General features: G+C 57.5%; 15 protein-coding genes. 8 read left to right on the top strand and 7 right to left on the bottom strand.

Going from position 1 to position 17,452, the window contains the following annotated elements; translation table 11 throughout:
* Positions 1–21 precede the first annotated feature (21 nt).
* A complete protein-coding gene (locus ACXPUX_RS04765; RefSeq protein ID WP_458830419.1) occupies positions 22–501 on the bottom strand; it encodes a cytochrome C in 480 nt (159 codons plus the stop codon).
* Between the two features lie 344 nt (positions 502–845).
* On the opposite strand from ACXPUX_RS04765, the gene ACXPUX_RS04760 reads away from it, so the two are divergent.
* The 3 genes from ACXPUX_RS04760 (at position 846) to ACXPUX_RS04750 (ending at position 3,372) form a co-directional block, all read left to right on the top strand.
* Positions 846–1,403, top strand: a complete 558-nt coding sequence (locus ACXPUX_RS04760; protein WP_458830417.1) for a TetR/AcrR family transcriptional regulator — start codon at positions 846–848, stop codon at positions 1,401–1,403.
* Between the two features lie 149 nt (positions 1,404–1,552).
* The gene (locus ACXPUX_RS04755) at positions 1,553–2,344 is read left to right on the top strand and encodes a class I SAM-dependent methyltransferase (RefSeq protein ID WP_458830415.1); all 792 of its coding nucleotides are present in this window, start codon (positions 1,553–1,555) and stop codon (positions 2,342–2,344) included.
* A 353-nt stretch (positions 2,345–2,697) separates the two neighbouring features.
* Positions 2,698–3,372, top strand: coding sequence for a hypothetical protein (locus ACXPUX_RS04750; RefSeq protein ID WP_458830414.1), 675 nt, complete (start codon positions 2,698–2,700; stop codon positions 3,370–3,372).
* Between the two features lie 150 nt (positions 3,373–3,522).
* On the opposite strand, the gene ACXPUX_RS04745 is transcribed toward ACXPUX_RS04750, so the two are convergent.
* Positions 3,523–4,197 (bottom strand): GntR family transcriptional regulator, encoded by a 675-nt coding sequence (locus ACXPUX_RS04745; RefSeq protein WP_458830413.1) that lies wholly within the window; start codon positions 4,195–4,197, stop codon positions 3,523–3,525.
* A gap of 135 nt (positions 4,198–4,332) precedes the next feature.
* Positions 4,333–4,974, bottom strand: a complete 642-nt coding sequence (locus tag ACXPUX_RS04740) for a phosphatase PAP2 family protein (RefSeq protein WP_458830412.1) — start codon at positions 4,972–4,974, stop codon at positions 4,333–4,335.
* 124 nt (positions 4,975–5,098) lie between these two features.
* On the opposite strand from ACXPUX_RS04740, the gene ACXPUX_RS04735 reads away from it, so the two are divergent.
* The 5 genes from ACXPUX_RS04735 to ACXPUX_RS04715 all read left to right on the top strand — a co-directional run bounded on the left by ACXPUX_RS04735 (position 5,099) and on the right by ACXPUX_RS04715 (position 10,085).
* Positions 5,099–6,007, top strand: coding sequence for a Cof-type HAD-IIB family hydrolase (locus tag ACXPUX_RS04735; protein ID WP_458830410.1), 909 nt, complete (start codon positions 5,099–5,101; stop codon positions 6,005–6,007).
* Positions 6,008–6,244: 237 nt separating this feature from the next.
* Positions 6,245–7,207 (top strand): bifunctional 4-hydroxy-2-oxoglutarate aldolase/2-dehydro-3-deoxy-phosphogluconate aldolase, encoded by a 963-nt coding sequence (gene eda / locus ACXPUX_RS04730; RefSeq protein WP_458830409.1) that lies wholly within the window; start codon positions 6,245–6,247, stop codon positions 7,205–7,207.
* Positions 7,208–7,300: 93 nt separating this feature from the next.
* Positions 7,301–8,326 carry a PfkB family carbohydrate kinase gene (locus tag ACXPUX_RS04725; protein ID WP_458830408.1) on the top strand — a complete coding sequence of 342 codons (1,026 nt, stop codon included), beginning with the start codon at positions 7,301–7,303 and terminating at the stop codon, positions 8,324–8,326.
* 19 nt (positions 8,327–8,345) lie between these two features.
* The gene (kduI, locus tag ACXPUX_RS04720) at positions 8,346–9,194 is read left to right on the top strand and encodes a 5-dehydro-4-deoxy-D-glucuronate isomerase (RefSeq protein ID WP_005921078.1); all 849 of its coding nucleotides are present in this window, start codon (positions 8,346–8,348) and stop codon (positions 9,192–9,194) included.
* Positions 9,195–9,284: 90 nt separating this feature from the next.
* Complete coding sequence (locus ACXPUX_RS04715) at positions 9,285–10,085, top strand: gluconate 5-dehydrogenase (protein WP_458830405.1); 801 nt, start codon at positions 9,285–9,287, stop codon at positions 10,083–10,085.
* 814 nt (positions 10,086–10,899) lie between these two features.
* Here the strand turns inward: ACXPUX_RS04715 and ACXPUX_RS04710 are convergent.
* From ACXPUX_RS04710 to ACXPUX_RS04695, 4 genes are all read right to left on the bottom strand, one after another.
* Complete coding sequence (locus ACXPUX_RS04710; protein ID WP_458831163.1) at positions 10,900–12,207, bottom strand: HlyC/CorC family transporter; 1,308 nt, start codon at positions 12,205–12,207, stop codon at positions 10,900–10,902.
* 348 nt (positions 12,208–12,555) lie between these two features.
* Positions 12,556–15,168, bottom strand: coding sequence for an ATP-dependent chaperone ClpB (clpB, locus tag ACXPUX_RS04705; RefSeq protein WP_458830403.1), 2,613 nt, complete (start codon positions 15,166–15,168; stop codon positions 12,556–12,558).
* Positions 15,169–15,536: 368 nt separating this feature from the next.
* Entirely contained in the window at positions 15,537–16,550 is a 1,014-nt protein-coding gene (asnA, locus tag ACXPUX_RS04700) for an aspartate--ammonia ligase (protein ID WP_112121019.1), read from the bottom strand.
* Positions 16,551–16,735: 185 nt separating this feature from the next.
* Entirely contained in the window at positions 16,736–17,449 is a 714-nt protein-coding gene (locus ACXPUX_RS04695; protein WP_112090766.1) for an ABC transporter ATP-binding protein, read from the bottom strand.
* Positions 17,450–17,452 lie beyond the last annotated feature (3 nt).

Below are 17,452 nucleotides of genomic sequence, written 5' to 3'. Positions count from 1 at the left end.
TGCGGATGTAAGGGGTCGCTCTTACTTCTGGGGAGCCTCGAAAGCAATAGCGGTAGCACCGGCAGCGGCGTCCACGCTCTTCAGAGAGATGGGAGCCACCTCATAGTGCAGGGTGTCAAAGCTCTGGGTATTGCCGTCCTCGGTGGTGAACTCCAGAACGTAGACAACGTCGCCCTGCTTGTCAGCCTCGACATCGCGGGTGATGACGATGCTCTCGCCATCAGCCAGACCCTCGCCTGCCAGATTCTCGCCCTTGTCCTCAGAGCCTGCATCGTACAGGTACAGCTCGGTCACCTTGCTGCCGGTGGTGTTGTACACAGTGTACTCGGCAGAAGCAGCCTCAGCTTCGGAGGAAGCGGCTTCGGAGGAAGCAGCCTCGGAAGAGGCAGCAGCAGAGGATGCGGTGGAGGATGCAGCGGTAGAGGCAGCGCCGCCGCAGGCGGTCATGCCGACAGCCAGTGCCAGAGCGGCAGCGGCAATTGCAACAGTCTTGAGCTTCATAGAGAAATCTCCTTTTTCTTCTTTTGTTGGTGTCAGGCCCCCGGCAGCATACCAACTGCCTTGGTTGGCCTGATGTTCTCTTATTATACGCACATTGACGAAAAAAGCAAGCTTTTTTCGTCAAAAATCAACGATGAAACAAGAACTGTTACCATTTTGACATGAATTTGGCACATTTTAGGTTGCAGAAACATGAAACAAGTTGCATATATGCAGCTTTCGTTTCCTGCCGCTGTACAGACGGCGAAATAGAGCTGCAAAAAATTTTATTTTCCCCTTGACAGCAGCCCACCGCCGCTGTATACTACGCATTGTGAACAACGTTCATGTTGGAGGGTGAGTGTATGAATCCAATGGCAACGTCCAAAGCGGACATCCTGAAAACCAGCCGGGAACTGATCCAGCAAAACGGCTGGGCAGCGGTCAACATCCGTGCGGTCGCCGCCGCCTGCGGGGTCTCCGTGGGCTGCATCTACAACTACTTCGGCTCCAAGACCGAGCTGGTAAGCGCGGCAGTGGAAAGCATCTGGAACGACATCTTCCACCACCCGGAGGACGAAGCCGTGTTTCAGGACACCCTGTCCTGCATCCGGTGGATGTACCGGCAGATGGAATACGGCTGCCAGCAGTATCCCGGCTTTTTCACCCACCATGCGCTGGGTTTTGTGCAGCAGGCCACTGCCAACGGCAAGCAGCAGATGCGGCAGACATGGCAGCATATTCTGGATGCCTTGTGCAACGTGCTGCGCCACGATGCCAAAGTCCGTCCTGACGCTTTTACTGAGCAGTTCACCCCGGAGCAGTTTGCTGGCATCCTGTTCTCCCTGATGCTGTCTGCAGTGGTGCAGCAGAGCTTCGACCCCTCTGCGGTGCTGGAGATCGTGCGCAGAACCATTTATTAAGCAAAAAACATCCCACAAAGGCGGGTGTTCATAAGACAGTGAACAGCCACAGTAGATTGGCTCTGCTGTGGCTGTTCTTGCGTTTTATTCTGTTTTGTGATAGTATGGAGCCAAACAGACCTGCACATCGGAATTTGTGGAGGGTATTTATGAACGAAGTAAACAAAACCTTATTTATCCCGCTGTTTGGAAAATCACAGGTCAGCAAAAAAGATATTATTTTGAGCGACCCAACGGCTGAAAAAATCTGGAAAGCGGATTCTTTTCCAATTCACGGTAAATCAAAATCAAAATGGTTGGCTTATAATATGGCTATGCGGGCAAGGGTGTTTGACGACTGGACCGAAGCGATGCTCCGAGTAAATAAAGATGCACTCGTCTTGCATATTGGATGCGGTCTGGACAGTAGATGTCTGCGGGTCAAAGAACCGTATTTGAATTGGATCGATGCGGATTTTCCCGAAGTGCTTTCGCTGAGAAAAAAATACTACGAGGTAAATGATGCATATCATATGATGGCAATTGACGCCTCAAAAACAGAACAAATAGAGAAATTCCCTGACAATGAAACAGCAATTGTTGTTTTGGAAGGTATTAGCATGTATCTGACAAACGAGCAGGTGAGTCGTTTGTTCCAGACATTAGAGAAGAAATACTCCCATCTTCATATTCTAGTGGATGTATATACTGAGTTTGGCGCAAAAGTATCTAAATATAAAAATCCAGTGAATGATGTGGGTGTCACCGAATTGTGCGGCATAGATGATATTCAAGTCTTGCTGAATGATACGAAGATCAAACTCAAAGCGGAGCACTCGTTTACGCCAGATCACCTGATAAATGAGCTGAAGCCTTTCGAACGAGTTTTCTTCAGAGCAATGTTTGCAGGAAAACTTTATCGTAAGATCTATCGTCTCTATGAACTGGAGCTTATTCCATAAATTTCAGTTTATCAAGCAGAAGCAAGGACGCACTTCTATACGGGGTAACCTCGTATGTGCGCTTGTACCTCTGCATTCCGAACAAGGGGCTGCGCCCCTTGCGCCGCTTTGCGGCTATCCGCTTAAGGCCAAAGGCGTGACCACTTCGTCACGCCTTTGGCCAATTTTACTGTCTTATGAACAACGTCCGAATCCTGTGGGAGTTTTTTAAGCCCCAATGTGAGCATCGTTCAACTTGGTTTTCGTGCCCCGCAGAACATACTACTGTAAGCCCTTTTCCCTACGATACTTCCGGTACGGCTCTGCCGCGCCGGTTCGCTATAAAATCAAAAACAAACAAAGGAGACAAACGTATGAGAGCTGTTATTGAAACCGTTTTCGATATCTTCTATCTGGTCACTGTACTCACGGTGGGCATCCGCATGATCCGCGGCAGCAAGGCCGGTACCCAGTTCCGCCTGTTCGGCCTGATGGCCGTTGTGCTGGGCGCGGGCGACTCCTTCCATCTGGTGCCCCGCGCACTGGCGCTGTGCACCACCGGTCTGGAAAGCTACGCTGTACCGCTGGGTCTGGGCAAGTGGATCACCTCTGTGACCATGACCGTGTTCTATGTGCTGCTGTACTACGTCTGGCGCAAGCGCTACCAGATCGAGGGGCAGAAGAACGTGACCGCCGCCGTGTACGCCCTGTCCGCTGTGCGCGTTGTACTGTGCATGATGCCGCAGAACCAGTGGCTCACCAACCACACCCCGCTGGCATGGGGCATCCTGCGCAATGTGCCCTTTGCCCTGCTGGGTCTGCTGATCATCGTGCTGTTCTACCGCAGCGCCAAGCAGAACAACGATAAGGCCTTCCGCTGGATGTGGCTGACCATTGTGCTGAGCTTCGGCTTCTATATCCCCGTTGTCCTGTGGGCAGACGTAAACCCCATGATCGGTATGCTGATGATCCCCAAGACCTGCGCCTACGTCTGGACCGTGCTCATCGGCTACAACGCCATGAAAGCCGAGACCGGCAAGCAGGACTAACCTTTCCCCCTGCGTTTCCCCGCCGCTTAACAGAAAACCCGCCAACAGACAGCGATGCACTGCTCTGCCGGCGGGCTTTTATATTGTATAAATAAATGTGGCTCCAAAACACCTGCAGGTGTTTTGGAGCCACATTTAAACAATTTCTTTTCACCCCTCGGTGAAATACTCCGGGTGAACGCTGCGCGCCTGCTCCACCGAAAGCTTATAGCGATTCAGGTGGCTTTCCAGCGCCTCGCCCAGTTCATCGGCGGTGCCGTGCAGTACCATTTCCAGAATGCGGGTGTGGGCGGCGCAGACGGATTTGTTCTCGTTGGTCTGCAGGCTGAACTTGCGGATGCGCTCCACGTGCTGCAGCTCGCCCAGCATATGGTCAAAATGTGCTTCCATGCCGGTGATCTCAAAGGCCTTGCGGTGGAACTGATTGTCCAGTTCCAGCAGGCGGGTCTCGCGGCTGGGCTGAGTCAGGTCCGCCTCCAGCAGGCGGTAGTTCTCAATGACCTGCCGGTACTCCTGCTCCTGCTGGTCGGTCAGGCGTCCGCGCACGCGGTTCAAGATCTCTTTTTCAAGGGTGAAGCGGGCAAACTGCTCCAGCTCCATCCGCTTCAGGTCGATGGGCGCCACATGGGTACCGCTCTGGGGTTTGATGTCCACCATGTGGGCAATGTTGAGCATGATCAGCGCCTCCCGCATGGGGGTGCGGCTGATGCCCATCTGCTCCGCAAGTTCCCTGTCATTCAGGGGGTCGCCAGGCTTCAGCTCCATGGTGATGATCCGACTTCGGATGGTCTGATACGCCTGTTCCCTCGCACTCAAAGATGCCATTGCAGTGTTCTCCCTTCGGGATCAGTTGGTGGTAAATCTTGTAATATATTAGTATACGACCATATTACCCAACTGCCGGGCAACTGTCAATAGCAGGAGCAACCGAAAATTGCTCTCATTTTTTTGCTATTTTGTTCAATGAAGTGCCCGCACCGGGCGGTACACCACCGGCAGCCACACAAAAGCCACTGCCAGGCCGCAGGCCACATCAATGACCGAGTGCTGCTTGGTGAACACGGTGGACAGGCAGATCAGCGCCGCCCACGCCCATGCCAGCACCTTGCGCAGAGGCTTGCCCTCTGCCAGCTTGCTGTGGCTGAACGCCATTGCCATGCAGGCGGAGCTCTGGCAGTGGATGGAGGGGCAGACGTTCACGGCGGCGTCTGCTTTCCACAGCAGCTGCATGACCCACAGCGCCGGGTTATCCCGGCCAAGGGTCTCCACGGCGGGGCGCAGCTCCAGCCCGTTGGGCAGGATCATGTACACGATCAGGCAGAAGGTCATGCCGGAAAACATGGTCAGGCAAAGCTTATCGTAGCTGGCGGTATCGCACCACCACAGTGCCGCCGTTACCCCAGCCAGCAGCAAAAACCAGCTGCAATAGGGGATCACGAACCACTCGTTGAAGGGGATCAGATCGTCCAGCGGGCTGTACAGGATATATTTGGGGGCGGTGACGGTGAGGTCCAGCCAGAAGAACCAGATCAGGTACACCACCCAGTACAGCTGATACCACAGGTGCGGGCGGCACCGGCTGCGCAGTTGGCTAAGTTTCATGTCGTTTCTCCTATTTTTTATGTGAATTGACGTGTTATTATAGCACATTCCGTCCACTTGCGCAAATGTTTTCCCTGCGATACAATAAAAACAAGCTGCATCTTATTTATAAAAGGAGTACGTCATGCCACAAGAATTTCCCGCCATCCGTCTGGTCGCGCTGGATCTGGACGGCACCCTGCTGAACCGCGAGGGGCACGTCACGCCCCGCACCCGCGCCGCTTTGCAGGCCGCCGTGGACAAGGGCGTGTACATCGTGCCCGCCACCGGGCGTCCGCTGGCCAGTCTGCCGCCGGAGGTGGCGCAGCTGCCCGGCATCCGCTACGTCATCACCTGCAACGGTGCCGCCGTGTGGGACTTGGGCAGCGACCCCGTGGGCGCCGTGTACAGCCGCTATTCCAACGCGAAAGAGCACCGCACCAGCACGCCGGTCTGCCTGCTGCACAGCCTGATGCCGGTGGAGACCGCCCGAGAAGCCTTTGCCGTCTGCGAGAGCTGCCACGCCGACCTGCGCATTTTTTCGGACGGATATGCCTGCACCGATGCCCGCAGCATTGCGCTGGCCGCTGCCCGGGCAGCAAAGAAGGACAGCACCGAAGCGCGCCAGCCCAACGATGGCCGCTTTACCATCCTGCGGGACGCAGCCGAGTGGATGAGCCGCAACGCCTTTGCCATTGAAAAGCTCTGCGTGTTCTTTGAGGACCCGCAGCAGGCTGCGGCTGCGCTGCCCCGCTTCCGCGCCGTCCCGGGCGTAGAGATCGTGCAGGGGTCGCCGAAAAATGTGGAGGTGACCGCCGCCGGTGTGGACAAAGGCGAGGCGCTGCGCGCGCTGGCCGACCGGCTGGGCGTCCCGCACGCATGCACCCTTGCGGTGGGCGACAGCGAGAACGACCGCGCCATGCTGCAAAAGGCCGGGGTGGCTGCTGTGATGGCCAACGGCATGCCGGAGATCCGGGCACTGGCGCACCTTGTGAGCAAGGCCGACTGCGACCATGACGGTGTGGCCGAGATTCTGGAAACCCTTGGCATCTGAGCCATTTTTTGCAGCAATTTTCCAGCATTTTTACCGGCTTCTGCCCCGTTTTTTCGGGTCATTCGTCATTTTTGTGCAATGTATACAAGCTCTTATGCAAAACATTGTGCTTGTTGAGTATTACCAAAGACGGCCTGTTCGTTTATACTAGTAACATAAGCGCGTATGGGGGTATTGCGCCCGCAGGGGCCAGCCCGACGCACCGAGAGAGTTCAAACATAAAAGGAGAAATGCGTTATGAATCCCATCGTAGAAAAGGTCTATCAGATCGGCATTATCCCTGTTATCGCTTTCAACAGCGTTGATGAGGCCCTGCCCCTGTGCAAGGCTCTGGCTGAGGGCGGTCTGCCCGCAGCTGAGGTCACCTTCCGCACTGCCTGTGCTGAAGAGTGCATCCGCAAGATCCACGAGGAGATGCCCGAGATGCTGCTGGGTGCCGGCACCGTTCTGACCTGCGAGCAGGCTGACCGTGCTATGGCTGCCGGTGCTTCCTTCATCGTTGCTCCCGGCTTCGACCCCGAGGTCTGCAAGCACGTCATCGACAAGGGCGGTATCATGATGCCCGGCACCTGCTCTGCAGGCGAGATGCAGCAGGCCATGAACATGGGCTGCGAGGCCCTGAAGTTCTTCCCCGCTGAGGCAAACGGCGGTGTTGGCATGCTGAAGAACATCGGCGCTGCCCTGAAGGGCGCACGCTGGATGTGCACCGGCGGCGTCAACGCCAAGAACGTCAACGATTATCTGGGCTACGACCAGATCTTTGCCGTGGGCGGCACCTGGATGTGCAAGAGCGACGTGATCAAGGCCGGCGACTGGGCAAAGATCACCGCACAGAGCAAGGAAGCTGTTGACACCATGCTGGGTCTGAAGCTGCTGCACGTTGGCATCAACACCGACAACGAGGAAGAGGCCATGAAGGTGGCCAACCTGATCGGCGCTATGCTGAACATGAAGGTCGCTCCCGGCAACTCCAGCATCTTTGTCGGCAACAAGGAGTTCGAGATCATGAAGAAGCCCGGCCGCGGCACCAATGGCCACATCGCCATCGGCTGCAACAACGTGGACCGCGCCATCTACCACCTGTCTCAGCGCGGCGTGAAGTTCGATCTGGACAGCAAGAACGTGAAGAACGGCAAGACCGTTGCCTGCTACATGGCAGACGAGATCGGCGGCTTCGCCTTCCATCTGGTGCAGGCATAAGCGCCTGTCCCCTTTTACCCGTAAAAGCCCCGCCGCAGCGGGTATGCCCTGCGGCGGGATGAATGAAACACCTGATATAAAGGAGAATAACCAATGAAAGTCGTTACTTTTGGCGAACTGATGGTCCGTCTGCAGCCCTTCAACTACGAGCGTTTCGTTCAGGCTAACAGCCTGGAGTTCAGCTTCGGCGGCGGCGAGGCCAACGTTGCTGTTTCTCTGGCCAACTACGGTCTGGACGCAGCCTTCGTCACCAAGCTCCCCACACACGCGATCGGTCAGGCCGCTGTCAACAGCCTGCGCCGCTACGGCGTTGATACCAGCATGATTACCCGCGGCGGTGACCGTGTGGGCATCTACTACAACGAGAAGGGCGCTTCTCAGCGTGGTTCCGTCTGCATCTACGACCGTGCCAACAGCGCGATCCAGCTGGCTCAGCCCTCCGACTTTGATTGGGAGAAGATCTTCGAGGGCGTGGATTGGTTCCACTTCACCGGCATCACCCCGGCTCTGGGCGAGAACGTTGTCGAGATCTGCCGCGAGGCCTGCAAGGCTGCTAAGGCTCACGGCGTGAAGATCAGCTGCGACCTGAACTACCGCGGCAAGCTGTGGACCCGTGAGCAGGCCCGCGCTGCCATGACCGATCTGTGCCAGTACGTTGACGTGTGCATCTCCAACGAGGAGGACGCAAAGGACGTGTTCGGCATCGAGGCCGAGGCTACCGATATCTACGGCGGCAAGCTGAACGCTGAGGGCTACAAGAGCGTTGCCAAGCAGCTGGCTGACAAGTTCCACTTCGAGAAGGTCGCTATCACCCTGCGTGAGAGCCACAGCGCCTTCGACAACGGCTGGAGCGCTATGCTGTACGATGTTGCTTCCAACGAGTACTGCTTCTCCAAGAAGTACGACCTGCACATCATCGACCGCGTTGGCGGCGGCGACTCCTTCGGCGGCGGCCTGATCTACAGCCTGCTGACCGGCAAGAGCACCCAGGAGGCTGTGGAGTTCGCAGTTGCAGCTTCCGCTCTGAAGCACTCCATCGAGGGCGACTACAACATGATGACCGTGTCCGAGGTCGAGAAGCTGGCCGGCGGCGACGGTTCCGGCCGTATCCAGCGCTAAGTGCAGGAGGGAGTCCGTTATGGATATCCGTTATTCCTGCAACCAGAAGGATTTCAAGCGCTATACCACCGAGGAAATGCGGGACGAGATGCTGATCACCGGCCTGTACAAGGCAGATGAAGTCGTGGCCGTTTACAGCCATGTGGACCGTATGGTCACGCTGGGCTGTATGCCAGTGCACGAGACCGTGTCCATCGACAAGGGCATCGACATCTGGGCCAACTTCGGCACCCACTACTTCCTGGAGCGCCGCGAGATCGGCATGTTCAACATCGGCAAGGATTCCACCGGCATCGTGGTGGCCGACGGCGTAAAGTACGAGCTGGGCTATAAAGACTGCCTGTACATTACGCAGGGCACCAAGGAAGTCACCTTTGCTTCCGCCGACCCGGAGCATCCCGCCAAGTTCTACATGGTCTCCGCTCCGGCACACTGCGCTTACCAGACCCGTCTGATCAAGATGGCTGATGCAAACCACCGCCCGCTGGGCAGCGTGGACACCTGCAACAAGCGCACCATCAACCAGTTCATCCACCCGGATGTGCTGAAGACCTGCCAGCTGAGCATGGGTATGACCGAACTGGCACCGGGTTCCAACTGGAACACGATGCCCAGCCACACCCACGAGCGGCGCATGGAGATCTATACCTACTTTGAACTGCCCGAGGGGCAGGTGGTGTTCCATATGTGCGGCGAGCCTACCCAGACCCGCCACATCGTGATGCACAACGAGGATGCTGTCATCAGCCCCTCCTGGAGCATTCACAGCGGCGTAGGCACCTCGAACTATACGTTTATCTGGGCAATGGGCGGCGAGAACATGGAGTTTGACGACATGGACAACATCGCTACCACTGACCTGCGCTAAAAAGCACCAATCAAACGCCCCGTACCGGGTTGCCGGTACGGGGCGTTTTGCTAAAAAATTAACTTGGATACTGTAAAAAAGGAGAACATCATGGATCTGTCTGCATTCAACCTGCAGGGCAAGATAGCCCTGATCACCGGCGGTGCCCACGGCATCGGTTTTTCCATCGCAGAGGGCATGGCCAAGTGCGGCGCCGTCATCTGCTTCAACTGCTCCTCTGAGGCCAGCTTGGAGAAAGGCATGGCCGCCTACAAGGCTGCCGGCATCGACGCCCACGGCTATGTGGCAGACGTTTCCGACGAGGCTGCCGTAAACGCCATGGTGGCAAAGATCAAGACCGAGGTCGGCCCGGTGGACATTCTGGTGAACAACGCCGGCCTGATGAAGCGCGTGCCCATGATCGAGATGAGCCACGCCGACTTTATGCGTGTAATCGACGTCCATGTGGGCGGTGCTTTCAACTGCTCCAAGGCCGTGCTGCCCGACATGATGGAAAAGCGCGAAGGCAAGATCATCAACATCTGCTCCATGATGAGCGAGCTGGGCCGCGAGACCGTCTCTGCCTACGCCGCTGCCAAGGGCGCACTGAAGATGCTGACCAAGAACATCGCCTCCGAGTACGGCGAGTACAACATCCAGTGCAACGGCATGGGCCCCGGCTACATTGCCACCGCCCAGACCGCTCCCCTGCGCGAGCGTCAGCCGGACGGCAGCCGTCATCCCTTTGACCAGTTCATCGTTGCCAAGACCCCCGCAGGCCGCTGGGGCAACCCGGAGGACATGGTTGGCCCCTGCGTGTTCCTTGCCAGCCACGCATCCGACTTTGTGAACGGCCAGATCCTCTACGCCGACGGCGGCATTCTGGCCTATATCGGCCGTCAGCCTAAGTAAATCTTGAAAAAAATCCCCCGGCGCTGCTCGCCGAGGGGATTTTTTATAGGCAAATTAGACGATTTTAAATGCGCTCTGCTTCGCAGGGGAAGTTCCTGCTTGCCATCAGCGTGCAGGGACGCTCCGCTGGGCCAGAGGCAGGGAGGGGTGTTCCGACTCCCCCCCTCCCTACCTCTGGACTCCACCCACCCCGCAATGCAACAACTGCGACCGCCGCCAGCGGCGGAAACAGGGAGGAGTTGTTGGGGCAGCGGCCAGCAAGACGCGAGTGCCGCCCAAGGCACGAAGCGGATGCTGGGTGCCGCAACCCATCGCCAAGGGCTGCACGCCCTTGACAATCCTAAAGAAGAAGTCGAAGCACAAAAAAGCTAGCGCTGCGCCAGTCGGCGCTAGCGCTTTAACGCTTTTTTCGCTTCTCCATTAAAAGCCCCTCAGTCGCTGCGCGACAGCTCCCCCGAGGGGGAGCGGGCACGCCCGCACACTTTGCGGTTGAGCCGGAAACTTTGTCGCCATGCCAAAGGCTCCTCGGGGGGAGCTGTCGAGCGTAGCGAGACTGAGGGGCTTTGAATCGGCGGAGCCGGAAAAAACGGTTAAAAGATCTTCACGCCGATCAGGCGTGAATCTTCAGTTTTTTCCGGTGCAGCCCTCTGCTTTGGGGTTAAAAGGGGCGAGCAGCCCCTTTTTCGTGGCTCCAGCGCGTCGAAATCGCTGGCACTTTTCTGGTTCTCTTTTGGTGTCAAAAGAGAACATCCCTCGCCAAGCCTTGAACAAAACCGGCTGCCGCACGTTTTGTGTGCAGCAGCCGGTCGGTGTTTTATTTAGAGGTTATCCGGCCAAAGTGGCCTTTTTCCTCTTCGTCCTTTTTGGAGTCGGGCTTTTCCGCCGGGGTCAGACGCACCTCGGTCACGCGGCGCTTGGCGGTGCGGGTAACCACACCGTCGTAGCTGCCCAGCGTAAAGCGGTCGCCCACCTTAGGCAGACGGCAGGTCTTTTCCTGCACCAGACCGTTCACCGTGTTGGAGTCAATATCCTCGTCCTCCGGCAGACCCAGCCGCTCGTACAGGTCGTCCACACCGGCACTGCCCAGCACGATCCAACTGCCGTCCGACTGCTTGCGGAAGTCCTCGGTCACCTCGTCGTGCTCATCCCAGATCTCGCCTACCAGCTCCTCCAGAATGTCCTCCAGCGTGATGATGCCCTCGGTGCCGCCGTACTCGTCCACCACCACAGCCATGTGATGGTGCTGTTCGCGCAGGGTGCGCAGCAGCTGGGAGATCTGGGTGGAGCCGGTGGTGTAGAGGGTGGGCTTGACCAGATCCTCCAGCTTGGTCTCCTTTTTCAGGCGTGCCATGTAGAAGTCCTTTTCATGTACCACACCAATGATGTTATCAATGGTGTCGTGGTACACCGGCAGACGGGAGTAGCCGGATTCCGCAAAGGTCTGTGCCACCTCTTCCAGCGGCAGATCGTCCTCCACCGCGATCACATCCACGCGGGGGGTCAGGATCTCTTCCACCTCCACGTCATCAAACTCGATGGCGCTGCGGATCAGTTCGCTTTCCCGGTCGGTCAGTTCGCCGTCATTCTCGGCCTCGCTGACCATAGTCATCAGCTCACCCTCGGTGATGGTGTCCTCCTCGGTGCTGTGGACAAAGTGCCCCAGAAAACGCTTCCACTGGCTGAACAGCCATGTCAGCGGGGTAAATACCAGCATCAGCAGGCTGAGCGCCGGTGCAACCGCAGTGGCTACCGTTTCCGGCATCTCCTTGGCAAGGCTCTTGGGGGTCACCTCGCCAAAGATCAGCACCACCACGGTCAGCACCATAGTGGACACCGTAGCGCCCCGCTCTGCACCCAGCATCTTGGTGAAAATGATGGTGCCGATGGAAGCTGCTGCAATGTTCACGATATTGTTGCCAATAAGGATGGTGGAAAGCAGCTTATCGTATTTTTCAGCCATTGCCAGCACCCGGGCGGCAGAGGTGTCGCCGTCCTCGGCGCGGCTTTTCAGGCGGATCTGATTCAGGGAAGAAAATGCGGTCTCGGAGGCGGAGAAAAAGGCGGAGAATGCCACCAATACTACCAGCGCTACCCAGAGCGTCATACTACTGCCATCGTCCATAAAAAGGGAAATCACACTCAACTTTCTGTTTTTTAGATTTGGATGTCGCCCGGCTCTTGCCTCTCCCTTTGGGAGAGGTGGCATTGCGTCAGCAATGACGGAGAGGGCGAGCCAGTGTGCCTTGCTTTAACACCCTCGCCCTCTCAGCTTCGCTTCCGCTCAGCAGCTCCCCCAAAGGGGGAGCCAAGGCATCAACAACAGTGGGTCAAAATCCTACATACAAAAATGTGCTTTCCATCGTTGCCATTTTCACGATGAAAAGCACATCAATGTTACTTTTTATAATAGCATATTCTGCACATGGGTGCAAGCTTTTGGCCTGTTATCCGCGTACAAAAGCTGTAAAATTTAGCGTAAAACCAGTGCGCTGCCGTCATAATCCACCGTCAGGGTATCGCCCTCGGCATAATTGCCCTTGATGATGGCCTTGGCGATCAGGGTCTCCACGCGGCTCTGGATGAAGCGCTTGATGGGACGTGCACCATAAACACTGTCGTAGGCAGAATCAATGATGAAGTCCTTGGCGGCGGTGGTGACCTCCAGCTTGAGGTGCTTGCCCTCTTCCATGCGGTTGCGCAGATCCTGCAGCTGCAGATCCACGATCTTGCGCATCTCATCCTTGGTCAGGCTCTTGTAGTAGACGATCTCGTCCAGACGGTTCAAAAATTCAGGACGGAACTTGCTCTTGAGCAGCAGATCGATCTGATGCTTTGCGTCCTCGCTCAGCTCGTTGGAGCCCTGCGCACGGCGCTGCTCCAGATCGTTCAGGATGATATCGCTGCCAAGGTTGGAGGTCAGGATGATGACCGTGTTCTTGAAGTCCACGGTGCGGCCCTGACTATCGGTAATGCGGCCATCGTCCAGCACCTGCAGCAGGATGTTGAACACATCGGGGTGAGCTTTTTCCACCTCATCGAACAGCACCACGCTGTAAGGCTTGCGGCGCACAGCCTCGGTCAGCTGGCCGCCCTCTTCATAACCGACATATCCCGGAGGCGCGCCGATCAGACGGCTGACGCTGAACTTCTCCATATATTCGGTCATATCGATACGCACCATGTTGCGCTCGTCGTCAAACAAGGCCTGTGCCAGCGCCTTGGCAAGCTCGGTCTTGCCGACGCCGGTGGGGCCAAGGAACAGGAAGCTGCCGATGGGGCGGTTGGGGTTGGCGATACCGGCGCGGCTGCGCAGGATAGCCTCGCTCACCTTGGTCACGGCCTCGTCCTGACCGATGACCCGCTGATGCAGCACATCGTCCAGATGCAGCAGCTTCTCGCGCTCACCCTCCACCAGCTTTTCTACCGGGATGCCGGTCCAGCGTGCCACGATGCGGGCGATTTCCTCGTCGGTCACGCGGTCACGCAGCAGGCTGTCCTCCTTTTTGGCGGCAGCCACCTTTTCCTCTTCGGCCAGCTGCTTTTGCAGCTGGGGCAGCTTGCCGTACTTCAGCTCGGCGGCCTTGTTCAGGTCGTACTCGCGCTGGGCTTTCTCGATGGCGGCATTGGTCTGCTCGATCTGCTCGCGCAGGGTCTGCACCTTGCTGATGGCGTTCTTCTCGTTCTCCCACTTTGCCTTCATGCTGCGGAACTTATCCTGCAGCTCGGCAAGCTCCTTTTCCAGATCCTTCAAACGGCTCTGGCTCAGGGCATCGGTCTCTTTTTTCAGGCTCACCTGCTCGATCTGCAGCTGGGTGATGCGGTGTGCCAGATCGTCCATCTCGCTGGGCATACTGTCCATCTCGGTCTTGATCATGGCGCAGGCCTCATCCACAAGGTCGATGGCCTTATCCGGCAGGAAGCGGTCGGTGATATAGCGGTCGGAAAGGGTAGCAGCGGCGATCAGGGCGTTGTCGTTGATCTTTACGCCGTGGAACACCTCATATCGCTCCTTCAAGCCGCGCAGAATGGAGATGGTATCCTCCACGGTAGGCTCATCCACCTGCACCGGCTGGAACCGGCGCTCCAGTGCGGGGTCTTTTTCGATATACTGGCGGTACTCGTCCAACGTGGTCGCGCCGATGCAGTGCAGCTCGCCCCGCGCCAGCATGGGCTTGAGCAGGTTGCCTGCGTCCATAGCGCCGTCGGTCTTACCGGCACCCACGATGGTGTGCAGCTCATCGATGAAGAGGATGATCTTGCCCTCGCTCTTCTTCACCTCGTTCAGTACGCTCTTCAAGCGCTCCTCAAACTCGCCGCGGTACTTTGCACCTGCCACCAGAGCGCCCATGTCCAAGCTGAACACGGTGCGGTCTTTCAGGTTTTCGGGCACATCGCCGCGCACGATCCGCTGCGCCAGACCCTCGGCGATGGCGGTTTTACCAACGCCGGGCTCGCCGATGAGGCAGGGGTTGTTTTTGGTCTTACGGGACAGGATTCGGATCACATTGCGGATCTCCTGATCACGGCCAATGACGGGATCCAGCTTCTGCTTGCGGGCAAGCTCCACCAGATCCTGACCGTACTTCTGCAATGCGTTGTAGGTGTCCTCCGGGTTATCGGTGGTCACCCGCTGGTTGCCGCGCACGGCGGTAAGCTGCTGCAAAAAGGCGTCTTTTTTCAGGTTGAAGGCGCGGAACAGCTCGCTGGTGGTCTGATCCTGCTCGTCCAGCAGGCCAAGGAACAGGTGCTCCACGCTGATGAAGTCATCCTTCATAGCCTTGGCCTCGCGGGCGGCGGCGCTGAGCACCTTATCGGTGGCCTGCGAGATATAGACCTTATCGGGGTCACGGCCGGAGCCGGACACCCGGGGCAGTGCGGAAAGCTTTTCCGCCACGGCGGCGGCAAAGCTGCCGGGGTCAACGTTCAGCTTTTGCAGCAGCTGGGGGATCAGGCCGTTTTCCTGCGCAGCCAGTGCGTGCAGCAGGTGGGCGGGTTCCAGTGCGTTGTGCTGGTACTCCACAGCCAGCTGCTGGGCTGCCTGTAAAGCCTCAAGGGTCTTTTGGGTATATTGATTGGTATTCATAAAGTCAAGCCTCCATTCATACCGGAAGGTTCATTTTAGCGGACGGACAAGTTCTGTGCTAACAGCTCCGCGCCCGGCGGCGGCAGAGCCGTGATTGAAATGTATAGATGTTCTTCTTCATGGTCTTGCGCACCTCCTGCGGGGCGATTTGTTTTGTTTTTAGCACTCTATCTGCTCGACTGCTAAAAATATACTCCTATCCACCTACTTTGTCAATAGGGTTCACAAAAAGTTTGCAGAATAGACGCAAAACCATGCTTTTTATTTTAGGGTGTATCTGAACCACCCATGAAAACAAAATACAGCCAAGCCCGCAGGCTTGGCTGTATTTCAAATCAAACATATTTTCCGCCGAAGAAACGTTCCGCTTACAGCAGCGGGATACCGGCCTTGGCGCAGGCCTCGCGGGTGGCCTTGTCCCAGACGCTGGCCTGCACCTCACCAATGTGGACACTGCCCAGCAGCAGCATGCACAGGCGGCTCTGGCCGATGCCGCCGCCGATGGTGTAGGGCAGCTCGCCAGCCAGCACTGCCTTGTGGAAAGGCAGGGTGCGGCGGTCGTCGCAGCCCGCCATGGTCAGCTGCCTGTCCATGCTTTCCGGGCTGACGCGGATGCCCATGCTGCTCAGCTCGTAGCTGCACTGCAGCGGGTCGTTCCAGAACAGCAAATCGCCGTTCAGATCCCAGTCGTCATAGTCCGGGGCGCGGCCGTCGTGGGGCTTGCCACTGCGCAGGGGTGCACCGATCTTCATCAGGAAGGTGGTGCCGTTCTCCTTGACAAAGGCGTTCTCCCGCTCCTTCGGGGTCAGATCGGGGTACTTGTCCTCCAGCTCCTGTGTGGTGACAAAGGTCACGTTGGGGGTGTGCAGGGGCAGTTCCTGCAGCTGGGGGAACATGGCGTGCAGGTTCATCTCGGTGGCGCACACCGCAGACACGATGCAGCGCACCACGTTTTTCAGGTAGGTCTCGTTGCGGTCCTCCACCGTGATGATCTTTTCCCAGTCCCACTGATCCACATAGACCGAGTGGAGGTTGTCCAGCTCCTCGTCCCGGCGGATGGCGTTCATGTCGCAGTACAGGCCCTTGCCCACGCGGAAATCGTAGTCCTTCAGCGCCTGCCGCTTCCACTTTGCCAACGACTGCACTACCTGTGCCTCGGTGCCGCTGTCCTTGATGTCAAAGGTCACCTTGCGCTCCACGCCGTTCAGGTCGTCATTCAGGCCGGTGGAAGCCTCCAGAAACAGCGGTGCGGACACGCGGTACAGGTTGAGCGTGGCGCACAGGGTATCGGCGAACAGCCGCTTCACCGTGCCGATAGCGCGCTGGGTGTCGTACAGGTTCAGCGCGGGTGTGTAGTTTGCCGGGATGATGATCTTGCTCATAACGTTTACCCCTCATTCTGTGTGGTTTGCGCCCCGCTTTCCCGAGCCGGGGCGTGGCTTTTGCAAAGCCGGAATACTGCACCCATTATGGCACAATTTTTTACGAAAGTAAAGCGATAGCAGGAAAAAGCAGTTCCGAAACGCCCATGGGCGTTTCGGAACTGCAAATCAAACTATTTTTCCGTTTACCCGCCCAGATAGGCGCTGCGGACGCGCTCGTTGGTCAGCAGCTCGGCACCGGTGCCGTCCATGACCACGCGGCCGGTCTCCAGCACATAGGCGCGGTCGGCCACCGAAAGCGCCATCTGCGCGTTCTGCTCCACCAGCAGGATGGTCATACCCTCCTTGTGGATGTCGCGGATGATGTCAAAGATCTCCTGCACCAGCAGCGGCGAAAGACCCATGGAGGGCTCGTCCAGCATCAGCATGGAAGCGTTGCTCATGAGCGCACGCCCCATGGCCAGCATCTGCTGCTCGCCGCCGGACATGGTGCCCGCCAGCTGCTTGCGGCGCTCCTTCAGGCGGGGGAACAGGGTGAACACCTTTTCCTTGTTGGCGGCGATGGTGGAAGCGGGCTGGGTGTAAGCGCCCATATCAAGGTTCTCGTCCACCGTCATGTGCAAAAACACATGGCGTCCCTCCGGCACCTGTGCAAGGCCGCTTTCCACGATCTTGTGGGCGCGCACGCCCTTGATGCTTTTGCCCTTGTACAGCACATCGCCGGTGCGGGGCTTCAAAAGGCCGGAAATGGTTTTCAGGGTGGTGGATTTGCCCGCGCCGTTGGCGCCGATCAGGGTGACGATCTCGCCCGCGTTGACGGTGAAGGAGATATCCTTTACGGCGTGGATGTTGCCGTAGTAGACGTTGATGCCGTCCACCTTCAGTAATGTATCAGCCATGGC

It is taken from the genome of Faecalibacterium sp. PGM34 (genome assembly GCF_054456555.1).
This window is presented reverse-complemented; position numbering and strand designations above follow the sequence as displayed.

Bases quoted from the DNA above. Each gene is read 5' to 3' on its own strand.
- ACXPUX_RS04695 (WP_112090766.1), bottom strand. From the start codon at position 17,449: ATGGCTGATACATTACTGAAGGTGGACGGCATCAACGTCTACTACGGC.
- asnA (WP_112121019.1), bottom strand. From the start codon at position 16,550: ATGAGCAAGATCATCATCCCGGCAAACTACACACCCGCGCTGAACCTG.
- ACXPUX_RS04750 (WP_458830414.1), top strand. From the start codon at position 2,698: ATGAGAGCTGTTATTGAAACCGTTTTCGATATCTTCTATCTGGTCACT.
- ACXPUX_RS04710 (WP_458831163.1), bottom strand. From the start codon at position 12,207: ATGGACGATGGCAGTAGTATGACGCTCTGGGTAGCGCTGGTAGTATTG.
- ACXPUX_RS04740 (WP_458830412.1), bottom strand. From the start codon at position 4,974: ATGAAACTTAGCCAACTGCGCAGCCGGTGCCGCCCGCACCTGTGGTAT.
- ACXPUX_RS04745 (WP_458830413.1), bottom strand. From the start codon at position 4,197: ATGGCATCTTTGAGTGCGAGGGAACAGGCGTATCAGACCATCCGAAGT.
- ACXPUX_RS04715 (WP_458830405.1), top strand. From the start codon at position 9,285: ATGGATCTGTCTGCATTCAACCTGCAGGGCAAGATAGCCCTGATCACC.
- clpB (WP_458830403.1), bottom strand. From the start codon at position 15,168: ATGAATACCAATCAATATACCCAAAAGACCCTTGAGGCTTTACAGGCA.
- ACXPUX_RS04725 (WP_458830408.1), top strand. From the start codon at position 7,301: ATGAAAGTCGTTACTTTTGGCGAACTGATGGTCCGTCTGCAGCCCTTC.
- ACXPUX_RS04765 (WP_458830419.1), bottom strand. From the start codon at position 501: ATGAAGCTCAAGACTGTTGCAATTGCCGCTGCCGCTCTGGCACTGGCT.
- eda (WP_458830409.1), top strand. From the start codon at position 6,245: ATGAATCCCATCGTAGAAAAGGTCTATCAGATCGGCATTATCCCTGTT.
- kduI (WP_005921078.1), top strand. From the start codon at position 8,346: ATGGATATCCGTTATTCCTGCAACCAGAAGGATTTCAAGCGCTATACC.
- ACXPUX_RS04735 (WP_458830410.1), top strand. From the start codon at position 5,099: ATGCCACAAGAATTTCCCGCCATCCGTCTGGTCGCGCTGGATCTGGAC.
- ACXPUX_RS04760 (WP_458830417.1), top strand. From the start codon at position 846: ATGAATCCAATGGCAACGTCCAAAGCGGACATCCTGAAAACCAGCCGG.
- ACXPUX_RS04755 (WP_458830415.1), top strand. From the start codon at position 1,553: ATGAACGAAGTAAACAAAACCTTATTTATCCCGCTGTTTGGAAAATCA.